Consider the following 21,220-nt stretch of genomic DNA (forward strand, 5'->3'; position numbering starts at 1 on the left):
CTGATCGAGTCGAGAGCGACGACGGAGACGCGCATCGAGACCCGTGACACGCGCCCCGGCCTCAGCGCAGCGGCAGCACGAGGGGGGCACCGGTGCGGGGGTGCGGGACGACGTCGACCGGTTGCCCGTAGACCTGCTCGATGCGTTCGGCCGTGAGCACCTCGGCGGGGGTTCCGGTCGCCGCGACCCGACCACCGGCGAGCAGCGTGAGCCGGTCGGCGTAGGCGGCCGCGATGTTCAGGTCGTGCAGCACGACGACGACGGTGTCCCCGGCCCGCGATCTGGCGCGGGCGAGGCGAAGCACGTCCTCCTGGTGCTTGAGGTCGAGGGCCGCGGTCGGCTCGTCGAGCAGCAGCACCGGTGCCCGCTGGGCGAGCACCCGGGCGAGCGCGGCGCGCGCCCGCTCGCCGCCTGAGAGCGACGGCACGCGACGATCGGCGAGGTGCGTGACATCCGTCTGGCGCATCGCGTCGGCGATGGCCGCGTCGTCGTCGGATGCCTCGGGCGAACGCGCCCACGGCCGCCGGCCCATCTCGACGACCTGGGCGACCGTGAACGGGAAGAACACGTCGTGCTGCTGTGTGAGCACCGCGCGGGCGCGCGCGAGGTCGCGCAGCGGCCAGTCGTGGAGCGAGCGCGTGTGCAGGGTCGCGGATCCGGTGGTCGCGCGGCGGTCGCCGGCGAGCACGCCGAGCAGGGTCGACTTTCCGGCGCCGTTCGGCCCGATGAGCGCGTGCAGCTCGCCCGCGTGTGCGGCGAAGTCGACGTCGTGCAGCAGGGTCGCGCCGTCGATGCTCACGCCCAGGCCGGTGGCGGTGAGCACGGGTGCAGCCGACGCTGTCTCGGACTGCAGGTGCGCGGTCGCGGCATCCGTCATGCCCAGCCTCCCGCCCGCTTGCGGGTGCGACGCAGCAGCCAGAAGAAGAACGGGCCGCCGACGAGCGAGGTGAGCATGCCGATCGGCAGGTCGGCCATCGGCACCGCGGTGCGCGCGACCAGGTCGGCGCCGAGCAGCAGCACCGCGCCGCCGAGCACGCTCGTGATGAGCAGTGGCCGGTGCGCCGGCCCGATCACCATGCGCATGAGGTGCGGCACGATGAGCCCGACGAACGAGATGATGCCCGCGAACGCGACCGATGCGCAGACCAGCAGGGCGACGACCACGATCGAGACGACCCGCACGAGCTCGACGTTCACGCCGAGGTGGCGCGCACCGCGCTCGCCGAGCGAGAACAGGTCGAGCGTGCGCGCGAGCACGAGCGCCGCGATCACCCCGACCGCGATGAGCGGCAGCACCACCCCGATCTGCGCCCAGCGCGAGCCGTTCAGCGACCCGAGCTGCCAGAACACGATCTGTTCGCGCGACGCCGTGTCGCCGAGGAAGGTGAGGAACGCGAGAGCACCGCCGGCGAACGCGTTCACCGCGATACCCGTGAGCACGAGCGTCACGACCTCGGTCTTGCCGCCGGCGCGGCTGGTCAGGTAGACGACGAGCGTCGTCGCGAGCCCGGCGACGAAGGCCGCGACCGGGATCGTCCACTCGCCGAGGGCGGCCCATCCCAGCACGATCGCGGCGGCCGCGCCGAGTGCCGCACCGCTCGAGACGCCGACCACCCCGGGCTCGGCGAGCGGATTCGCGAACACCGCCTGCATGAGCGTGCCGGCTGCGGCGAGCGCGGCGCCGATCAGGATCGCCATCACGATGCGCGGGAACCGGATGGTCCAGAGCGCCGCGTCGGCGTTCGGCATCGCCTCGGCGGGCGCCGGCAGGCCCACCGCGCGGAGGATCGAGTTCCACACTTCGCTCGGCGGGATCTGCAGCTGCCCCGCGCAGGCGGCGACGAGCGCCAGGGCCACGAGCGCGACCGCGAGTCCGGTGACCAGCCAGGCGCGACGGGCGACGGATGCCTCGGAGCGGCGCACCGGGGATTCGAGCGAGGCGCCGGATGCTTCGGAGCGCGCCGGCTCGGAGGCATCCGACCTGGCCGACTGCACCTGCGTCACTTCGCGGCCTCGCCGACCATGCCCGACTGCGCCGGCGCGTACACGGCGCGCGCGAGTGCCTCGAGCACGTCGGCCGTGCGCGGGCCGAAACTCAGGATCTCGGTGTCGTCCATGTCGACGAACCGTCGGTGCTGGCCCGCCGGCGTGCTCGCGAGGGCGGGCACCGCTTCGAGCAGGCCGTCGACGCCGCCGACCGACTCGAGGCCCTTCGTCATGAGCAGCACCACGTCGGGTTCGGCCTTCACGAGCGCCTCGGCGGTGACCGGGCGCATGCCCTGCCAGCCGATCTCACCCGCGACGTCGATGCCGCCGAGCGCGGTGATGAGCGAGTCGGCGCCCGACTCCTCGCCGAACAGGTAGTAGACGCCGGCGCTGCCGCGCACGTACAGGAAGATCATGCGGGGCCGGTCGGCGGGATCATCGGGTGCGATCGCGTCGATATCTTCCGTGACCTGCGCGATCTCGTCGTGCACGCGTGCGCTCAGCCGCTCGCCCTGCTCGGGCACGCCGAGCGCGGTCGCCACCTGGCCGATGACGGTGTCGATCGTGTCGAGGTCGCGCTCGGACTCGGTGATGACGACCGGGATGCCCGCCTCGCGGAGCTGCTCGATCACGGCCTTCGGCCCGAGCGTCGTGTCGGTGATGACCACCGACGGGTCGAGCGCGAGGATCGGCTCGGCCGCGAGCGTGTGCCCGCCCTGCGTGACCACGGGCAGTTCGGATGCCTCGGGGAACCCCGTCGACGAGTCGCGGCCGACGACGTGGTCGCCGAGGCCGAGCCCGAACACGGTCGCCGCGAGCGCGCCCGAGATGTCGAGCGCGAGGATGCGGCTGGTGTCGGTGACGGTGACCTCGCGCCCCTCGGCGTCGGTCAGGGTCACGGGCAGGTCGGGAGCGGGTGCATCGAGCGCGACCACGCTCGCATCGGCCAGGCAGGCGGTCGACGGGCCGGTCGCCTCGCGCGGGCTCGCATCGAGGGCGAGATCGGCCAGGGCGACACCGGATGCCACGCAGTGCTGCGCCTGGGGCGGCGCCGACGCGGCCGGCGCGCAGCCGACGAGGGCCGCGGCGGCGAGCACGGCCGCGGCGGCCGCGACGAGGCGGCGGGAGCGTCGGGTCATGATGTCGTTCCGGAGTCGATGCGGAAAGCGGGGGATGCGACATCCGATGGATTCGCAGCTGAGGTAAGCCTAACCTCATATTTGACAGGACGCGACGGCGACCGTAGCGTTGGCGGCGGCGCTGAGCTAAGGCTTACCTTACTGCGGTTCGCGCCGCCCCCTTGCGAACGCCCGCCCGAACGGGCTCGCCCGCCTGCCCGAACCCGCTGGAGAACCGAGTCGTGAAGACACCGTCCGTCCTGAATCCGCGCCCATCGGGGCGCCTCACCGCGGGTGGCGTGCGTCGCCTGCTCGCCGGGCTCGTCGCCGCGGTGCTCGCCGTCGGCGGCGGCGTCATCGCCGCCGCGCCGGCTGCCGCCGAAGCGACCGGCCCCTCGATCGTCGTCACCGAGGCCCCCCGCGAGGGCGGCAGCGTGACGGTGACCGGCACCGGCTTCGCGGCCGACGACACCGGCGTGTACGTCGGCATCGGCGCCGCGTCGGGCGCGAACTTCTACACCGCCGGCATCGGCGAGGCCGGCACCGTGTGGGTCGCGACCGGGCTGGAATCCACCCCGGCTCGAGCACCGATGGCCGACGACGGATCGTTCACCGTGCAGCTGGCGGCGCCGCCGGTGGACTCGGGCGACCTGGCCGTCTTCACCTCGAAGGCGCACGGCAAGGGCTTCGCCGACCCGTCGCAGAACACGAAGACCGCGGTGGTCTACGCGGCGGCCGAGGAGCCGGGCGAGGGTGAGCCGGGCGAGGGCGGGCCGGGCGAGGGCGAGCCGGCGCCCTCGGTGCCGACGCTCACGCTCTCGAAGTCGACCGACCTCGCCGCCGAGGGCGAGACCGTCACGGTGACCGGCACGAACTACAACCCGGCGCAGGCGATGTACCTGACGCTGTGCAGCGATGTGCCGCTCGAGCAGGTGTCGTTCGCATTCATCTCCGCCGGGTGCACCGCGGGCGCGAAGCTCATCTCGCCGACGCCGCGCTCGTCGACGCAGGTCAAACTCGAGGCCGACGGCACGTTCACGACCGAGTTCACGATCACGTCGAAGGGTGACTCGACCGCGATCTACACGATCGCCGACCACACCGCCCAGGCCGACCGCAGCCAGGACGCGAAGGTCACGGTCACGTTCGCGAAGGCCAAGCCGGTGCTGACGCTGTCGAAGTCGACGGATCTTGCCGCTGAGGGTGAGACGGTGACGGTGACGGGCCGCAACTACAACCCGGCGCAGCCGATCTACGTCGCCCTGTGCACCGACATTCCGCTCGAGCAGCTCTCGTTCGCGTTCATCTCGGCGGGGTGCACGGCCGGTGCGAAGCAGGTGACGTCGAACCCGACGTCGTCGACGCAGGTGAAGTTCGAGGCCGACGGGTCGTTCACCACGGAGTTCGCGGTCACGTCGAAGGGCGCGTCGACGGCGGTCTACACGCTGGCGAACCACACCGCGATGGCCGACCGCAGCCAGGACGCGAAGGTCACCGTCACGTTCGCCGCGCCGGGAACCGACCCCGGCACGGATCCGGGAACCGACCCGGGCACGGATCCGGGAACCGACCCGGGCACGAACCCCGGCGCTCCCGCCCCGAAGCTCGCGGTCTCGCCGTCGGCGAAGGTCGACGCGACGAAGGCCAACGTCTTCACGATCACCGGCACCGGCTACACCGGCCCCGGCGCGCAGTTCGGCGCCTACGTGCTGCTCGGCGAGGCATCCGTCTGGAACGGAACCGGTCCCCTGCCGAGCGAGGGGTGGATCGCCCAGGCCTGGGTGAACCCCGCCCAGATCCGCGACGGCGCGTTCTCGACCACGATCACCGTGCCCGCCGGCCGCCTCGCTCCGGCCACGTCGTACGTCGTCGCGAGCTCGGCCGCGCACGGGCTCTCGACCACCGACCGCTCGCTCGACGCGTTCGCGCCGTTCACGACCACGTCGGCCGGCACCTCGCCGACCGACCCGGGCACTCCGGGCGGGCCCGGCACGCCGACCGGCCCGGGCACGAAGCCCACCACGCCGCCGGTCGTGCACCCGCCCGTGGTGCGCAGCGGGTCGCTGACCTGGGGTGTGCACTCGGCCTTCGCGAAGTACATCACCGGGCCGATCGCGCACGGCAGCATCTCGGTGCAGGGTGGCGCGACCGCGTCGGGCGGCGAATTCCGCTTCGGTCAGGCCGGCGGCACGTTCAGCCCGATCACCGGGCTCGGCACCGCCGACTACGCCGGCACCGTGCGGTTCACCGGACACGGCGGGGTGCTCGACGTCTCGCTGTCGAACCCGACGCTGCGTGTCACCGGGCCGGGCTCGGGCGTGCTCGAGGTCACCGCGAACGGCAGCCGCGTCGACTTCGCGACGGTCGACCTCGGCCGCGCCGCGCGCTCGACGGTCGACGGGGCGACCATCTTCACCGACGCGCCCGTGACGCTCACGGCCTCGGGTGCCGGGGTGTTTTCCGGCTACTACGGGGCCGGCGAACGGCTCGACCCGATCACCGCGGTGATCGGCACGCCCGGCGCAGCGCCCGCGGGAACGACCGGCACCGTGGCATCTGCCCCGGCCGCTGCGGCGGCCACCGCGCGTGAGATCCCCGCCGCACCGCCGGCGACGACCGGCATCGAACTCGACGCGCCGACGCTCGCGAAGCTCGTCGGCGGCGAGGTCGTCACGGTCTCGGTCAGCGGCTTCGAGCCGAACGAGGAGGACATCGCGGTCGTCGTGTACTCGACGCCCATCGTGCTCGCCCGCGACCTCACGGCCGACGCCGATGGCGTGGTCACCTGGACGGGCGCGCTGCCGGCCTCGCTCGAGCCGGGGCAGCACACGCTGACGTTCCAGGGCTCGGTCTCGCGCGGCCTCGTCATCACGGTGCCGCCGAAGCAGGCGGCCGGGGTGTGCCGCGTGGATGCCGCGACCCTCGTCTGGGGCTTCAAGCAGAGCTTCCTCGCGTACGTCGAGGGCGGCATCGCGAACGGCGGCTGGCAGACCTCGGGTGCCGTGACCGAGGACGCCGCGGTGTTCACGTGGACGGCCGGCACGGGTGCGCTCGACCCCGCGAACGACGCCGGCATCGGCACGGGCGTGGTCGGGTTCACGGGCGCGATCGAGTTCACGGGCCACGATGGCGCGCTCGACACGACGGTCGCGAACCCGCGCATCGAGCTGTCGGCCGACGGCGCGTACCTGCTGCTGGATGTCACGGGCACGACCCAGGCGGGCGAACCGATCGACGTCGATGGCGTGCGGTTCGCCGAGCTCGACCTTGCTTCGGCCGAACTGCAGTCGACGGATGCCTCGCTGCAGGCGTCGGCCGTGCCCGCCACGCTCACCGCCGACGGCGCGGCGGCGTTCGGCACCTACCCGGCTGGCGAGGAACTCGACCCCGTGTCGTTCACGCTGCCGCTCGCAGCCGGGTGCGGCGAGGTCGTGGCGACGCCCGAGGCGACGGCCGAGGCGGAGCCCGTGACGGGCGGCGGCGACACCGCCGCTGCGGCCGGCTCGGCCGAGCAGCCGGTCGACGTCACCTGGATGTGGTGGGCCGGCGGCGCCGCGCTGATCGTGGCCGTGGGGGCGGCCGTGTTCGTGCTGGTTCGCCGTCGCGCCGTGCGAGCCGAGTAGCCCCGGCACGCCCACCGCGCGACAGGGGCCTCCCGGCTGCATCAGCCGGCGGGGCCCCCGTCGCGTTCGGTGCGGGAGTCGGGTTCGGTGCGGGAGTCGGGTTCGGTGGGAGAATGGACGGGTGAGCGACGCGCAGCACCCGAACGATCCGAACCAGCCGCTCGACCCCGAAGCGCTCGACCCCGAAGCGCTCGAGGTGGAGGCATTCGAGGCCGACGGGCCCGAGGTCGTCGCGGTCGAGACTGCGGTGACCGACGAGACGGTCGAGGTGCGCCGCGCTCCGCGTTACGGCGCGTTCCTGCTCGCCGGCGGCGTCGTCGGCGCGCTCGTCGCGCTCATCCTCACGTTCGCGTTCCCCGAGAACGACCAGTTCGACCGCGGGCAGGTGTTCGGATTCCTGCTGCTCGCGCTCGGCGCGGTCGGCGTCGGCATCGGCGCGCTCGTGGCGCTGCTCATCGACCGCTCGCTCTCGCGTCGCGGCGGCCGCGCCATCGTCGAGCACGAGTCGACGCACCGCACCGACTGAGCGTGCCGCCCCGGCTCCCTCGAGTCCGCCTCAGCGCCACTTCGGCGTTCTCCGCGGCAGCGGGTCTGGCGCAATCGGCCGCCGACTGGCGCAGCGCGTCGATCAACGGAGAGATGCGTGCAAGCATGGCTCGTGCCCTCTCGGCGTGAGCGTCCCGAGTTCCGGCCCGGCGGCGTCCGCCACGTCGCCGGCGGCATCCTCGCGCTGTCGATCGCGACGTTCCTCGCCATCACCACCGAGTTGCTGCCGGTCGGGTTGCTGCCGCTCATCGGCGACGAACTCGGCATCTCCGAGGGCGTCACCGGGCTCCTCGTCACCGTGTACGCATTCATGGTGGCGGTGCTCGCGCTGCCGCTCACCCTGCTCACCGCGCGCGTGCCGCGCAAGGCGCTGCTGCTCGCCACGCTCGTCGCGTACGCGGCGAGCAACGCGCTCGGGGCGCTCGCGCCCGACTTCGCGTACCTCGCGGCGGGCCGCGCGCTCGGCGGACTCGCGCACGCCCTCTTCTTCTCGGTGGCCATCGGGTACGGCGCCCGCCTCGTGCGCCCCGAACATACGGGCCGCGCACTCGCCCTGATCACCGCCGGCGCCTCCGCCGGATTCGTGCTCGGCGTGCCGCTCTCGACCTCGCTGGGTGCGGCACTCGGCTGGCGGGCGTCGTTCTGGCTGCTGGCCGCCGGCTGCACGGTCACCGTGCTCGTGGTCGCGCTGCTGCTGCCGCCCGTGCCCGGAGGCGGTGCGCCGCACGGCGGGCTGGGCCGCGCGTCGCGGCGCACGCGGCTCGGCGTCGTGGTCGGAGTGAACACCGTCGTCTACCTCGGGCAGTACACCGTGTACACCTACATCGCGGTGCTGCTGCTGGCGGCAGGGCTGCCGCTCGCCGGACTCGGCCCCGCGCTGCTCGCGCTCGGTGCGCTCGGCCTCATCGGCACCTGGTTCGCCGCGGTCACGCTCGACCGAAGGCCGCGGGCGGGCACGTTGCTCGCACTCGTGCTGATCGTCGTCGCGCTCGTGGGGTTGGGCTTCGCGTTCCCGGCGCTGATCGGCGTGCTCACGGCGACCGCGGTCTGGAGCGCAGCCTTCGGCGGCATCGCATCGATGATGCAGACGGCGGCGATCCGCACCGCCGGCGCGAGCCCCGACGTCATCGGGGCCCTCGTGAACGCCAGCGCGAATGTCGGCATCGGGGCCGGCGCCGCACTCGGCGCCGCCGTGCTCGCATGGCCCGGGCTCGAGTGGCTGGCATTCACGGGCGCCGCACTGGTGCTCGTCGGCACGACGGCGGCGTTCGTGGCACGCGAATCGTTCCCGCCGCTCGCCCCCGGCGCCGAGCGGACCGAGCGCGCAGAGCCCTGACGCGAGCACTGCGTCATGACGCCGGCGCTGCGGTGACCGCGGGGCGTGACATCCGCCCGCCGTCCCTCCCCGTCCGGCTCTGCTCGGCTCCGCGCCAGCAGGGCGCCCGCCGCGCCAGCCCGAGTGGCGCACTGGTCGCCGAAATGGCGCAGAGCGTCGGTGCGTGTGACGCGGGCGCGGGCGAGCGACGCGGGCGCGGGCGAGCGGCGCGGGCGCGGGCGAGCCCGCTCAGCTGAGCTGGGTGCGCTCCACCCACTCGAGATACTCCTCGGTGACCGTGCCCGTGACGTAGTCGCCCGTGAAGCACGACAGGTCGAGTTCGGTGATCGAGGTGCCCTCGGTGATCGCCGCCTGCAGGTCGGCGACCTCCTGGTAGATCATGTGGTCGGCGCCGAGTTCGGTGGCGATCTCGGGGATCTTGCGCCCGTGCGCGATGAGCTCGCGCCGCGACGGCATGTTGATGCCGTACACGTGCGGGAACCGCACCGGCGGAGCCGCCGACGTGAACGTCACCTTGTTGGCGCCGGCGTCGCGCGCCATCTGCACGATCTGCTGCGACGTGGTGCCGCGCACGATCGAGTCGTCGACGATGAGCACGTTCTTGCCCTTGAACTCGGTGCCCATCGCGTTCAGCTTCTGGCGCACCGACTGCTTGCGCTGCGCCTGCCCGGGCATGATGAACGTGCGGCCGACGTAGCGGTTCTTGTAGAAGCCCTCGCGGTACTCGATGCCGAGCTTCTGCGCGACGTTCATCGCCGAGGGCCGCGACGAGTCGGGGATCGGCATGACCACGTCGATGTCGCCGAGCGGCATGTGGGTCGCGATCGTGTTCGCGAGCCGGTCGCCCATGCGCAGCCGCGCCTCGTAGACCGAGATGCCGTTCATGACCGAGTCGGGGCGGGCGAGGTAGACGTACTCGAACGAGCAGGGAATGAGCCGCGGGTCGCGCGCGCACTGGCGCGTGAACAACTCGCCGTCGAGCGAGATGAAGACGGCCTCGCCGGGCGCGACGTCGCGCACGATCTCGTAGTCGCCGTTCTCGAGCACGAGCGACTCGCTGGCGACGATCCACTCGGGCTTCCCGGCATCCGTGTACCGACGACCCAGGATGAGCGGCCGGATGCCGAACGGATCGCGGAACGCGAGCAGGCCGTACCCGGCGATGAGCGAGATCACCGCGTACGAGCCCTCGACGCGCTCGTGCACCTGGGTGACGGCGTCGAAGACCTGGTCGGGGTCGAGCTCCATGCCCTTGATCTGCCCCTGCAGCTCGGTGGCGAGCACGTTGAGCAGCATCTCGGTGTCGCTCGTCGAGTTCACGTGGCGGCGGTCGATCGAGAACAGGTCGCTCGAGAGCTCGCGCGTGTTGGTGAGGTTGCCGTTGTGCACGAGGATGATGCCGTACGGCGCGTTCACGTAGAACGGCTGCGCCTCTTCTTCGCGCTCCGCGGCGCCCTTGGTCGTGTAGCGCACATGGCCGAGGCCGATGTTGCCGATCAGCGAGCGCATGTCGCGCGTACGGAACGCCTCGCGCACCTGCCCGCGCGCCTTCGCCATGTGGAAGACGGGGCCGTCGGCGGTCGCGATGCCGGTCGAGTCCTGACCCCGGTGCTGCAGGAGGAGGAGGCTGTCGTAGATCTGCTGGTTGACCGGTTCGGTGGAGACGATGCCGACGATGCCGCACATGCGAGCGATGGCTCCTCGAGGTGGGGGTTCAGGTCGTCCGATTGGACGTTCCATCCTCCCATACGCGCGCGTGTGAGCCGGCTGAACGCCGCCTGCTGCGCACCTGAGCATTCGGATGCGCAGCGGGCGGCGGTCGGATGTCGCGGGGCCGCCGAGCGGGCCGGCATCAGGCGCGCCGGGCCGGCGCGTCGGGCCGGCGCGTCAGGCCGCGCGGAGCTTCGGCCGCCATCCGCGGGTCGCGACGGCGAGCTCGTTCCACGCATTGATCGAGACCAGCAGGGCGAGCAGCGCCGCGAGCTCGTCATCGCTGAAGTGCGCGGATGCCTCGTGCCACACGGCGTCGGGAACATGCGTCTCGCTCAGCCGCGTGACCGAGTCGGTGAGGGCGAACGCCGCGCGCTCGCGGGCGGTGAAGAAGTTCGACTCCTCCCAGACCGCCACTGCGAACAGACGCTGGTCGTGTTCGCCCCGTTCGAGCGCGTCGCGCGAGTGCAGGTCGACGCAGTACGAGCAGCCATTCAGCTGCGAGGCGCGCAGGCGCACGAGTTCACGGATGAGCGGTTCGATGCCGGCGCGGTCGGCTTCGGCCACGGCCGCCTCGTCGAGGGCGCTCACCGCGCGGGAGAAGGCGGGGGCGACGCCGTCGAAGTCGAGGCGGCGCCGCGGCGCGATGGGGGAGGCGGGGTCGGTTCGGGTGTCGGTCGGATCGGTGGTGATGGTCATGTCGTCGACGCTACGGAGCGGCCGTTGCGCTGGTAACGTCCATTCGCATGGCGGCTGAGTGGGCCAATTCCGGATTGGATCTGCATCTCGTGCTCGATCCGCGGCGCAAGGCCGCCTCGCTCGAGGAGGCCCTTCGTGCCGCGGCGCGCGACGGCCGGCTCGCCGCCGGCACCCGGCTGCCGCCGAGTCGCACGCTCGCGGCCGACCTCGGTATGGCGCGCAACAGCGTCGCCGAGGTGTACGGGCGGCTCGTCGGCGAGGGATGGCTCGAAGCTCGCGTCGGCGCCGGAACCTGGGTCCGCGCGCGAGCGGCCCCGCTGTCATCGGCGCCCGTCGACCGCTCGACGCGGTTCGACCTCGACCTGCGCGGCGGACTGCCCGACGGATCGGCGTTCCCACGGTCGGCGTGGGTCGACGCGATGCGCCGAGCACTCGCGGACGCTCCGACCGACGCGCTCGGCTACGGCGCGCCGGCGGGCGTGCTCGTGCTGCGGGAACGGCTCGCCGAGTACCTCGCACGGACGCGCGGCGTGCGCACGACCCCCGACGACGTGATCGTGACGCACGGCTTCGGCGGTCTGCTCGGACTCGTCGCACGCGCCCTCGTCGCCCGCGGGGCGCGCCGCGTCGCCGTCGAGGCGTATGGGCACGTCTCGCACCGGGCCATCCTCGAGGCCGCCGGACTCGAACTCGTCACGCTGCCGATCGACGCCGACGGCGCGCGGACCGACCTGCTCGGCGGTTCCGGCCCGCCCTCCCTCGATGTGCCGCACTGCGACGCGGTGCTGCTCACCCCCGCGCACCAGTTCCCGACGGGCGTACCGCTGTCGCGAGGTCGTCGGGCGGCGCTCGCGGACTGGGCCGGTCGCACCGGCGGCGTCGTCATCGAGGACGACTACGACGGCGAGTTCCGCTTCGACGGGCAGAGCATCGGCGCGTTCCAGCCGCTCGCGCCCGAGCACACCGTCTACGGCGGCACCGCGTCGAAGGCGCTCTCGCCGGCGCTCGGGCTCGGGTGGGGCGTCGTGCCGCGGGCGCTCCGCGCCGACGTGCTCGACGCGCGGCGTCGCACCGGCTCGGCCACCGACGCGCTCTCGCAGCTCGCGCTCGCCGCGTTCATCGAGGCCGGCGGCTACGACCGCAGCGTGCGCGGGCTCCGCGGCCGGTACCGGGCTCGGCGCGAACGCTTCGAGGCGCTCATCGCGCAGCACCTGCCCGACGCACGCGTGGTCGGCCTCGCCGCGGGCATCCAGTGCCTGCTCGAACTGCCGCCCGGCGTCGACGAAGCCGCGGCCGTCGCCGAGGCATCCGCGCGGGGCCTGCGCATCGTGGGGCTGGCCGAGTACGCGGCCGACGCGGAGACGCCGTCGACCGCCGCGGCCCGCCCGCCCGCGCTCGTCGTCGGCATCGGCGCGCCGCCCGAGCACCGTTTCGAGCAGGCCGTCGCGGTCGTCTTCGCGGCCGTCGACGCCGCACGGCGGGGCCGAGTCGGGCCGTAGGCGGTCAGTACTCCGACGGCTTCGCGAGCACGGCCATGGTGCAGCGCGACACGCAGACCAGCTTGCCGTTCTCGTCGGTGATGCGGATGTCCCAGACCTGCGTCGTGCGACCGCGGGTGAGCGGGCGGGCCTCGCCGGAGACCCAGCCGTCGGCGACCGGACGCACGTGGTTCGCGTTGATCTCCATTCCGACGCAGTAGAACTGCGCCGGGTCGACGGTGAAGCTCGCGCCCCAGCTCGCGAGCGTCTCGGCGAACGCGACGGAGGCTCCGCCGTGCAGCACCCCGCCGGGCTGGCGCGTCCGCCCGTCGACGGGCATGCGGCCCTTCAGGGAATCATCGGTCGCCTCGGTCATCTCGATGCCGAGGGCGGTGATCGCGGTGTCGGTGCTGCGGGACATCGCCCGTGCGAGGTCGGGCTCCTCGAACCAGATGCTCATCGCACGAGTCTCGCATGCAGGGTCACCTGGCCTCGATACGCGCTTCGCACTCCTCGACCAGCACGCGGCTCAGGCGAGCTCCGCGATGATCGGGTGGATGGCGTCGTCGAACGCCGCGGCGTCGGCGCGCAGCGTGTCGGTGACGGCGACGGTCATGCTGCCGATCCACCACACGCCCGGCTCGGTGAGCGGCATCACCTCGACGTTCAGCTCGAACGAGTGCGCACGTCGCCCCACCTCGCGCTCGTGCTCGGCGATCGACCCGGCGTATGCGCGATACGAGTCGCCGCGGCGCGTCGCGGCCGCCTGCCGGTAGCCCGAGTGCGCCCAGTCGGCCCAGGCGCGCGCCGCCTCGGCGTGGGGCACGATCGCCCGCGTGAGGTCATCGGCGCCGCTCACGGGCAGCGCGACATCCGTGTCGTACTCGGCGACCAACTCGAGCGGAACCGGCGACGGATGCGCCTCGGGTTCGACCGTCATCGCCCACCACTCACGCCACTGGCGCTCGAGCCGGTCCTGTCCATCGACGGGCAACCGATCGCCGATCGCGCCGATGTCGCGCAGGCGCGGCAACTCGACCGGCGACGCGATCGACAGCACTTCGCGCAGGTAGAGCGCGAGCAGCACCGCGCGAGTCGCATTCTCGCGAATCACCCACGATGGCCCGCCCCCCGCGTGCATACCGGAATTCTACGTCCGCACACCCGCTCCCCCGAGGAACGCGATTCAGGTCGGGAGGCGTGTCGCCGCGATCTGCACCGCGCGTCGAGGCGACACGCCGTGCGCGAACCCGAGTTCGGTACGGGAGGAGGCAGGAAGGGGAGGCAGGAGGGAGGGGGCGGAGCGGCGGGCGGGGCGCCGGGTACCCTTGACGGGTGAGCGCGAACTCGTCCTACGCCGCAGCCGGAGTCGACACCGCTGCCGGCGATCTCGCCGTCGAACTCATGAAGGAGGCGGTCGGTCGAACCCACGGCCCCAGCGTCCTCGGCGGCGTCGGCGGCTTCGCCGGCCTGTTCGACCTCTCGTTCGCGAAGGGCTACACGCGGCCGCTGCTGGCGACCTCGACCGACGGCGTCGGCACGAAGATCGCGATCGCGCAGGCGCTCGACGTGCACGACACCATCGGCCAAGACCTCGTGGGCATGGTCGTCGACGACATCGTCGTGGTCGGCGCGAAGCCCCTGTTCATGACCGACTACATCGCGTGCGGCCGGGTCGTACCCGAGCGCATCGCGTCGATCGTCACCGGCATCGCGCGCGCGTGCGAGGCGACCGGCACCGCCCTGGTCGGCGGCGAGACGGCCGAGCACCCCGGGCTCATGGGCGTCGACGACTACGACGTCGCCGGCGCGGCGGTCGGCATCGTCGAGGCCGACCGGGCGCTCGGCGCCGAGCGGGTCGCCGACGGCGACGCCGTCATCGCGATCGCCTCGAGTGGGCTGCACTCCAACGGGTTCTCGCTGGTGCGGCACATCCTGCGCGAGGCCGGGTTGGGCTACACGGATGCCGCGCCAGAGCTCGGCACCACGTGGGGCGAGGCCCTGCTTGAGCCGACGCGGCTCTACTCGGGCCTGCTCGTGCGCCTGCTCGAGGGCCCGCACGGCGAGGCGGTGCACGCGCTGTCGCACGTCACCGGCGGCGGCATCGCCGCGAACCTGGCACGCGTGCTGCCGCGCGGTTCGCGCGCCGAGGTCGACCGGTCGACGTGGTCGCCGCAGCCGGTGTTCCGGGTGCTGAACGAGTTGGCCGGCACGACGCTCGAGTCCACCGAGGGCACCTGGAACCTCGGCATCGGGTTCTTCGCGGTCGTCACCGGCTCCGAGGCATCCGCCGTGATCTCAGAGCTCGATACGCTCGGGCTGCCCGCCTGGCAGGTCGGCACAGTGTCGCTCGACATCGCTGCACCGGTGGGCGAGGGCTGGGAACAAGGCGCCAAGGGCGTCGACGGCGGCGCGGTGCGCCTGGTCGGACGCTACGCGGAGTAGGGCGATGCGCGCGGCGGTCTCGCTCGGGCTTGCGGGCACGACGGATGTCTCGCTGCTGCGCGCGCTGGCGCCGCGTCTCGAACGCCTCGGGTTCCGCGCGCTGTGGCTGAACGACGTGCCGCGCGGGGACGCGCTCGCCGGGTTGCGGGCGGTCGCCGAGACGACGAGCCGGCTCGGGCTCGCGACCGGGGTGATTCCGCTCGACCGGCGGCCCGCCGACACGCTCGACCTCGCGGGGCTCGCCGTCGACCGGCTGGTGCTCGGCGTCGGGTCGGGCGGTGCGCGGCATCCGGTGGCGCTCGTGCGCGAGGGCATCGCGACCCTGCGTGAGCGAACCGACGCCCCCATCGTCGTCGGCGCCCTCGGCCCCCGGATGCGTCGGCTCGCCGCGACCGACGGCGACGGCGCGGTGCTGACCTGGCTGACGGCGCCCGCGGCCGCCGCGGCGGCACGTGAACTGCAGGCGGATGCCGCGGCATCCGCTCGCCCGGCAGCCCAGCACCCGGTGCGCGCGGTGCTCTATGCGCGCACCGCGGTCGACGACGCCGCCCGAAGCGAGCTCGAGGCCGAGGCAGCCCGCTACGCGTCGTACCCGAACTACGCGGCGAATTTCGCGCGGCTGGGAATCCGCGCGATCGACGCGACCGTGACCGACCCACCGGGGCTGCACGACCTCGACGTGGTCGACGAGGTCGTGCTGCGCGCGATCACACCGAACGGCACGCTCGCCGAACTCGAGGCGTTCGCCGAACGAGCGGCCACGTGGGTGGCGGGCGGCGAGTGAGCCGGGTCAGCGCTGGGGGCTGTCTCCGGGGACGTACGAGTCGTCCTCGGCATACTCCGACCACTTCGATGCTTCATCGTCGTAGTGATCGTGCTGCGAGTTGGTGAGCTCGCGCTCAAGCGCACTGTAATCGGTCTCGGGGCTGAAGTACTTCAGCTCGCGAGCCACCTTCGTGTGCTTGGCTTTCTGACGGCCGCGCCCCATGCGTGACCCCCTTACGACTTCAGGCCGAGTGGAATGATCATCACTCGGCTCGCACTGATAAGAATTGTTTTCCCTGACGCGAGTTTAGCACCCACGACCCGGCACCCTGTCCGCCGCGGGCGGCTCCGTCGCGGGCCGTCACGGCGCCCGTGTGCACTGCGCGCACCCAGCCTGACGTGATGGGATGGAGTACGTGATGTCCGTGCCCGAACGCGTGAGAGTGGCGGTGATCGGCGCCGGTCAGGCCGGCCTCTCGGTCGCCTTCTACCTGCGACGGTTCGAACTCGTCGCCGACGAGGATTTCGTGATCCTCGATCGCGCGCCCGGGCCGGGTGGGGCGTGGCAGCACCGATGGCCTGCGCTGAGGCTCGGCACCGCGCACCGCGTGAACGACCTGCCCGGCATGGCCGAACTCGGGCTGTCGTTCGACACCGCCGACCGGTCGCTGCCCGCGCGTGAGGTCATCGCCGACTACTACGGGCGGTACGAGCAGCACTTCCAGCTGAACGTGCACCGGCCCGTCGGCGTGCGCCGCGTTTCGAACGAGGGCGCCGACCTGCTGATCGAGTACGAGGATCTCTCGCCCCAGCCCGTCGAAGAGCAGCGGGTGCGCGGCTTCTTCGGTCGACGCCGCCGCACGTTCGAGCAGCCCGGCCGGCCGGCCGTGCCGACCAGCGAACTGCGCGCGAGCTTCGTCGTGAATGCGACCGGTACGTGGGGCTCGCCATTCGTGCCCTACTACCCCGGCATGACCGAATTCCGTGGCCGGCACCTGCACACGTCCGACTACGTCGACGCCGAGGACTTCCGCGACCAGCACGTGATCGTGGTCGGCGGCGGCACATCGGCGATCGGGTTCATGCTCGAGCTCGAGCACGTCGCGGCCGAGCTCACGTGGGTGAGCCGACGACCGATCGACTGGCTCGACCGGCAGGAGCTCGACCTCGAGGGCGCGTCGGCGGCGGTCGCGAAGCAGGATGAGGCGGCCCGGTCGGGTCGAGCGCTGCCGTCGGTGGTGAGCGGCACGGGGGTTCCGAAGAACCGGCGCATCGCCGCGGGCATCGAGCGCGGGCTGCTGGTCGCGCGTCCGATGTTCGAGCGCATCGAGGCCGACCACGTCGTGTTCCCCGACGGGTCGACGGCGCAGGCCGATGCGATCATCTGGGCGACGGGGTTCCGCCCCGAGCTGCGGCACCTCGCGCCGCTGCGGCTGCGCGAGAAGTCGGGCGGCGTGACGGTCGGGCAGGGCGCCGCGTGGAACGACCCGCGGGTGTTCCTCGCCGGCTACGGCCCGCAGGCATCGACCGTCGGCGCGAGCCGGGCCGGCCGCATGATCGCCCGCCAGATCATGGCGATGCTCTGACGCGTTCCTGGCAATCGCTGCGCAGGGCTTGACGTGACCGCGGGTGATCTACGTAATATGTCACCCACTATTCCAGTAATATGTCACGTCGTACAGAGCTGTGCGCAGGGTGGAGGTCACAGAATCCATGTCGTCAGTCGGAGTTCCGATCCGCGACCAGGTCGCTTCCGCCGCCGCGCCCGCCGTGCCGCACGCTCCGGCCGTGCACCCGGTCAACGGTGCCCGACGCCCGCTCGGGGCGGGTGAGGCATCCATCACCGGCGGCACCCTCGCCGGCTGGCGCGCACGCAACGCCCAGGCCACCGCTCCGCACGTGATCGCCCAGCTCCGCCTCGCGGGCAACCTGCACAACCTGCGCCGCATCGCCGAACCGACCGGCCCCGAGGCCTCCGAGCCGTATCGCGGGCGCTACCCGTTCCTCGATACCGACGTGACGAAGACACTCGAAGGGCTCGCCCACCTGCTCGCCGACGGCGAGCCGAACGACACCGCCGACACCAACGACACCGCCGACACCGCCGCCCTGCGCGCGTTCTTCGACGAGGCCGTCGACCTGCTGACACGCGCCCAGCGCGACGACGGGTATCTCAACAGCTACTTCCAGGCCCCCGACGTCGATCGCGAGCCGTGGAGCGACCTGGCGTGGGGGCACGAGCTCTACAACCTCGGCCACCTCATCCAGGCCGCGGTCGCGGCCAACCGCCGCCTCGGCGACGACCGGCTGCTCGGCGTCGCGACCCGGTTCGCCGACCTCGCCGTCGAGCGGTTCGGCCCCGACGGCGACCCGCAGGTGTGCGGTCACCCCGAGGTCGAGATGGCGCTCGTCGAGCTCGCCCGCGAGACCGGCGACGAACGCTACCTCGAACTCGCGCGCCTGTTCGTCGAGCGGCGCGGGCACGGCACCGTCGAATTGCGCATCTTCCCGGCCGAGTACTTCCAGGACTCCGCGCCGCTGCGCGACCTCGACTCGGTCACCGGGCACGCGGTGCGCATGGCGTACCTCGCGGCGGGGGCGGCGGATGTCGCGCTCGAGACCGGCGACGACGACCTTCACGCCGCGCTCGAGCGGCTCTGGGACGACATGGTCGCATCGAAGCTGTACGTCACCGGCGGCCTCGGCAGCCGGCACTCCGACGAGGCGATCGGCGACCGCTTCGAACTGCCGAGTGAGCGGTCGTACAGCGAGACCTGCGCCGCGATCGCCGTCATGCAGTGGGCGTGGCGCATGTACCTCGCCGACGGGCAGACCAAGTACCTCGACGTGTTCGAGACCGTGCTGCACAACGCGTACGCGGTCGGCGTCTCGGACGACGGTCGCGCGTTCTTCTACGACAACCCGCTGCAACGCCGCCCCGACCACCAGCAACGGTCGGGTGCCGAGCCCACCGGCGAGCCGCTGCGCCGCGCCTGGTTCGTCTGCCCGTGCTGCCCGCCGAACATCGTGCGGTGGACGGCCGAGCTGGCCGACCACCTCGCCGCGCTCGCCGGCGACGAGGTGCAGCTCGCCCAGTACGCGACCGGCACGATCGCCGCGGGCGGCCTCGTGCTCGACGTCGAGACCGACTACCCGTGGGACGAGCGCGTGGCGATCCGCGTGCGCGAGGCCGAGCCCGGCGCGTCGCGGCTCGCGCTTCGCGTGCCCGGCTGGTGCCGCGGAGCATCCGTCGCCGTGAACGGCGCTGCGCTCGCCGCGGATGCCGCGCCCGGCTGGCTGCGCATCGATCGGCCCCTCGCGGCCGGCGACGAGCTCGAACTCGTGCTGCCGATGCCCGTGCGAGCCCACGGCGCCGACCCGCGCGTCGACGCGCTGCGCGACTCGGTCGCCGTCGCCCGCGGGCCGATCGTGTACTGCGCCGAGCAGGTCGACCAGGCCGCCGACCTCGACCGCATCGTGCTCGGCGTCGCCGACGTGCGGGCGGCGACCCTCGACCACGAACCCGTGACCGAGCACGCCGACCCGGCCGTGCGAAGCATCCGAGCGACCGCCCGCGTGGCGACCGACCCCGCCGGGCCGCTCTACCCCGAACTCGGCGAGGATCCGGCCACCGCCGCGGCCGCGCCGATCGAGACCGAACCGACCGAGCTGCGCCTCGTGCCCTACCAGCTGTGGGGCAACCGCGGCGCGGGCGCCATGCGCGTCTGGCTCCGTCGCGGCTGACGCACCTGCATCACCACCCGCACCTGCACCACCGAACGCACCACCCCTACCAAGAGGAGATCCCCCCGATGAAGCAACGCACCCTGTTCCTGGGGCTGGTGATCGCCGGCTCACTGGCGCTCACCGGCTGCACCGCCGGAGGCACCGCAGCGAACACTCCGTCGTCCGACACCGGCGTCGGCGGCACGCCCGCGCAGGGCGGCACCGTGTTCGTGCTGCAGAACGCCGACTTCTCGCACCTCGACCCCGCGCAGGGCTTCGACGGCGGCGTGAACAACTTCTACCGCCTGATCTACCGCACCCTCACCACGCAGGGCGCCGGCGAAGGCGCCGAGGGCACCGAGATCGTGCCCGACCTCGCAGTCTCGCTCGGCGAGCACAACGAGGACGCGACCGTCTGGACGTACACCCTCAAGGACGACATCTTCTTCGAGGACGGCACCCCGATCACGAGCAAGGACGTCAAGTTCGGGGTCGAGCGCTCGCTCGACCCGTCGATCTCGATCGGCTCGCCGTACGCGAAGATCGTGCTCGACATCCCCGAAGGCTACGAGGGCTACTACACCTCCGGCCCGCTCGACTCGATCGAGACGCCCGACGACAAGACCATCGTCTTCCACCTGAACCAGCCGTACGCCGACTTCGACGCGGTCGTCGGGCAGGCGCCGTTCACGCCGTTCCCGGCCGACGCCGGCGTCACGGCGACGTCGATCGACCAGCAGCCGATCGCGTCGGGCCCGTACCGCGTCACCGAGTACGAGCGCGGCAGCACCCTCGTGCTCGAGCGCAACGAGCACTGGGATGCCGACACCGACGAGGTGCGCACCGCCGCCCCCGACTCGTTCGAGTGGACCTTCGGGCTCGACGGCGCCACCATCGACGAGCGGATGATCGCCGGCCAGGGCGACGACCGCAACGCGATCGCCGGCTCGGTGCAGGCGTCCTCCATCGCCCGCATCCAGACGCCCGAGATCCAGGCGCGCACCGTGCAAGGCCTGCAGGGCTGCACCACCTACATGGCGATGAACACCACCAAGCCCGGCATGGACAACCCGCTCGTGCGCCAGGCGATCAACGTCGCCATGGACAAGCAGGCGGTCAAGGATGCCACGGGCGGCAGCCAGCTCGCCGACATCGCGACGACCATCCTGCCGCCGACCGTCGTCGGCCGACAGGACTTCGACCTCTACGGCACCGACGACCAGACCGGCGACCCCGCGAAGGCCAAGGAGATGCTCGCCGAGGCCGGCTACCCCGACGGGTTCTCGTTCGTGCTCGACATCCGCAACCAGCCCAAGATGCAGGCGCAGGCCGAGGCCGTGCAGCAGGCGCTGGCGAAGGCCGGCATCACGGTCGAATTCAACCTGATCGACACGTCGACGTACTACGAGGTGATCGGCACGCTCTCGCAGCAGCACGATGCCGCCATCACCGGCTGGTGCCCCGACTGGCCGACCGGCGCCACGTTCCTGCCGCCGCTGTTCGAGGGCTCGCAGATCTTCGAGAAGGGCAACTCGAACATCGCGCAGCTGAACGACCCGGCCGTGAACGAGCGGATGGCCGAGATCCGGCTCATGACCGACGTCGACGAGGCGAACGCCGCGTGGGGCGCTCTCGACGAGCAGATCATGGAGCTCGCGCCGCAGGTGCCGATGCTCTACGAGAAGACCGTCATGGTGCTCGGCTCGAACATCGCCGGCGCGTACAGCCACGCCGGGTTCTCGGGCGGCACCGACTACGTCTCCATCGGGCTCAAGTCCGTCGAGTGAT

17 protein-coding genes are annotated in these 21,220 nt (G+C 72.4%); 9 read left to right on the forward strand and 8 right to left on the reverse strand.

The genetic code is table 11. The features are described from left to right. Positions 1 to 61: 61 nt before the first annotated feature. The 3 genes from FLP10_RS10515 to FLP10_RS10525 all read right to left on the reverse strand — a co-directional run bounded on the left by FLP10_RS10515 (position 62) and on the right by FLP10_RS10525 (position 3,125). Positions 62 to 877, reverse strand: coding sequence for a heme ABC transporter ATP-binding protein (locus FLP10_RS10515; RefSeq protein ID WP_149160812.1), 816 nt, complete (start codon positions 875 to 877; stop codon positions 62 to 64). Beyond that, positions 874 to 1,923, reverse strand: a complete 1,050-nt coding sequence (locus FLP10_RS10520) for a FecCD family ABC transporter permease (protein ID WP_149162214.1) — start codon at positions 1,921 to 1,923, stop codon at positions 874 to 876. Before FLP10_RS10520 ends, FLP10_RS10515 begins: the two co-directional genes overlap by 4 nt. A gap of 77 nt (positions 1,924 to 2,000) precedes the next feature. Continuing rightward, positions 2,001 to 3,125 carry a heme/hemin ABC transporter substrate-binding protein gene (locus tag FLP10_RS10525; RefSeq protein ID WP_149160813.1) on the reverse strand — a complete coding sequence of 375 codons (1,125 nt, stop codon included), beginning with the start codon at positions 3,123 to 3,125 and terminating at the stop codon, positions 2,001 to 2,003. Positions 3,126 to 3,346: 221 nt separating this feature from the next. On the opposite strand from FLP10_RS10525, the gene FLP10_RS10530 reads away from it, so the two are divergent. The 3 genes from FLP10_RS10530 (at position 3,347) to FLP10_RS10540 (ending at position 8,609) form a co-directional block, all read left to right on the forward strand. Then, on the forward strand, positions 3,347 to 6,727 hold the full coding sequence (locus tag FLP10_RS10530; RefSeq protein WP_149160814.1) for an HtaA domain-containing protein: 3,381 nt from the start codon (positions 3,347 to 3,349) through the stop codon (positions 6,725 to 6,727). 121 nt (positions 6,728 to 6,848) lie between these two features. Next, positions 6,849 to 7,253, forward strand: a complete 405-nt coding sequence (locus FLP10_RS10535) for a hypothetical protein (RefSeq protein ID WP_246149993.1) — start codon at positions 6,849 to 6,851, stop codon at positions 7,251 to 7,253. Positions 7,254 to 7,385: 132 nt separating this feature from the next. Then, on the forward strand, positions 7,386 to 8,609 hold the full coding sequence (locus FLP10_RS10540; protein ID WP_149160815.1) for an MFS transporter: 1,224 nt from the start codon (positions 7,386 to 7,388) through the stop codon (positions 8,607 to 8,609). 228 nt (positions 8,610 to 8,837) lie between these two features. Here FLP10_RS10540 and purF read toward each other — a convergent pair whose 3' ends face one another. Then, entirely contained in the window at positions 8,838 to 10,295 is a 1,458-nt protein-coding gene (purF, locus tag FLP10_RS10545) for an amidophosphoribosyltransferase (protein ID WP_149160816.1), read from the reverse strand. 201 nt (positions 10,296 to 10,496) lie between these two features. Then, the gene (locus tag FLP10_RS10550; protein ID WP_149160817.1) at positions 10,497 to 11,018 is read right to left on the reverse strand and encodes a carboxymuconolactone decarboxylase family protein; all 522 of its coding nucleotides are present in this window, start codon (positions 11,016 to 11,018) and stop codon (positions 10,497 to 10,499) included. A gap of 74 nt (positions 11,019 to 11,092) precedes the next feature. Between FLP10_RS10550 and pdxR the strand changes: the two genes are divergently transcribed. Then, a complete protein-coding gene (gene pdxR, locus FLP10_RS10555; RefSeq protein WP_246149994.1) occupies positions 11,093 to 12,517 on the forward strand; it encodes a MocR-like pyridoxine biosynthesis transcription factor PdxR in 1,425 nt (474 codons plus the stop codon). Between the two features lie 4 nt (positions 12,518 to 12,521). Here pdxR and FLP10_RS10560 read toward each other — a convergent pair whose 3' ends face one another. Further along, complete coding sequence (locus FLP10_RS10560; RefSeq protein WP_149160819.1) at positions 12,522 to 12,956, reverse strand: hotdog fold thioesterase; 435 nt, start codon at positions 12,954 to 12,956, stop codon at positions 12,522 to 12,524. 69 nt (positions 12,957 to 13,025) lie between these two features. Further along, on the reverse strand, positions 13,026 to 13,637 hold the full coding sequence (locus tag FLP10_RS10565) for a zinc-binding alcohol dehydrogenase (RefSeq protein ID WP_149160820.1): 612 nt from the start codon (positions 13,635 to 13,637) through the stop codon (positions 13,026 to 13,028). Positions 13,638 to 13,831: 194 nt separating this feature from the next. On the opposite strand from FLP10_RS10565, the gene purM reads away from it, so the two are divergent. Together purM and FLP10_RS10575 are read left to right on the forward strand one after the other, a co-directional pair. After that, on the forward strand, positions 13,832 to 14,941 hold the full coding sequence (gene purM / locus FLP10_RS10570; protein WP_149160821.1) for a phosphoribosylformylglycinamidine cyclo-ligase: 1,110 nt from the start codon (positions 13,832 to 13,834) through the stop codon (positions 14,939 to 14,941). Between the two features lie 4 nt (positions 14,942 to 14,945). Further along, positions 14,946 to 15,725, forward strand: a complete 780-nt coding sequence (locus tag FLP10_RS10575) for an LLM class flavin-dependent oxidoreductase (protein WP_149160822.1) — start codon at positions 14,946 to 14,948, stop codon at positions 15,723 to 15,725. Positions 15,726 to 15,731: 6 nt separating this feature from the next. Here FLP10_RS10575 and FLP10_RS10580 read toward each other — a convergent pair whose 3' ends face one another. Beyond that, the gene (locus FLP10_RS10580) at positions 15,732 to 15,929 is read right to left on the reverse strand and encodes a DUF3073 domain-containing protein (protein WP_149160823.1); all 198 of its coding nucleotides are present in this window, start codon (positions 15,927 to 15,929) and stop codon (positions 15,732 to 15,734) included. 196 nt (positions 15,930 to 16,125) lie between these two features. Between FLP10_RS10580 and FLP10_RS10585 the strand changes: the two genes are divergently transcribed. The 3 genes from FLP10_RS10585 (at position 16,126) to FLP10_RS10595 (ending at position 21,219) form a co-directional block, all read left to right on the forward strand. Continuing rightward, the gene (locus tag FLP10_RS10585; protein ID WP_149160824.1) at positions 16,126 to 17,292 is read left to right on the forward strand and encodes an NAD(P)-binding domain-containing protein; all 1,167 of its coding nucleotides are present in this window, start codon (positions 16,126 to 16,128) and stop codon (positions 17,290 to 17,292) included. A 127-nt stretch (positions 17,293 to 17,419) separates the two neighbouring features. Next, a complete protein-coding gene (locus FLP10_RS10590) occupies positions 17,420 to 19,450 on the forward strand; it encodes a glycoside hydrolase family 127 protein (protein ID WP_149160825.1) in 2,031 nt (676 codons plus the stop codon). 68 nt (positions 19,451 to 19,518) lie between these two features. Then, positions 19,519 to 21,219 carry an ABC transporter substrate-binding protein gene (locus tag FLP10_RS10595; protein WP_149160826.1) on the forward strand — a complete coding sequence of 567 codons (1,701 nt, stop codon included), beginning with the start codon at positions 19,519 to 19,521 and terminating at the stop codon, positions 21,217 to 21,219. The last annotated feature ends 1 nt before the right edge of the window (position 21,220 follow it).

It is taken from the genome of Agromyces intestinalis, assembly GCF_008365295.1.
Lineage (GTDB): Bacteria > Actinomycetota > Actinomycetes > Actinomycetales > Microbacteriaceae > Agromyces > Agromyces intestinalis.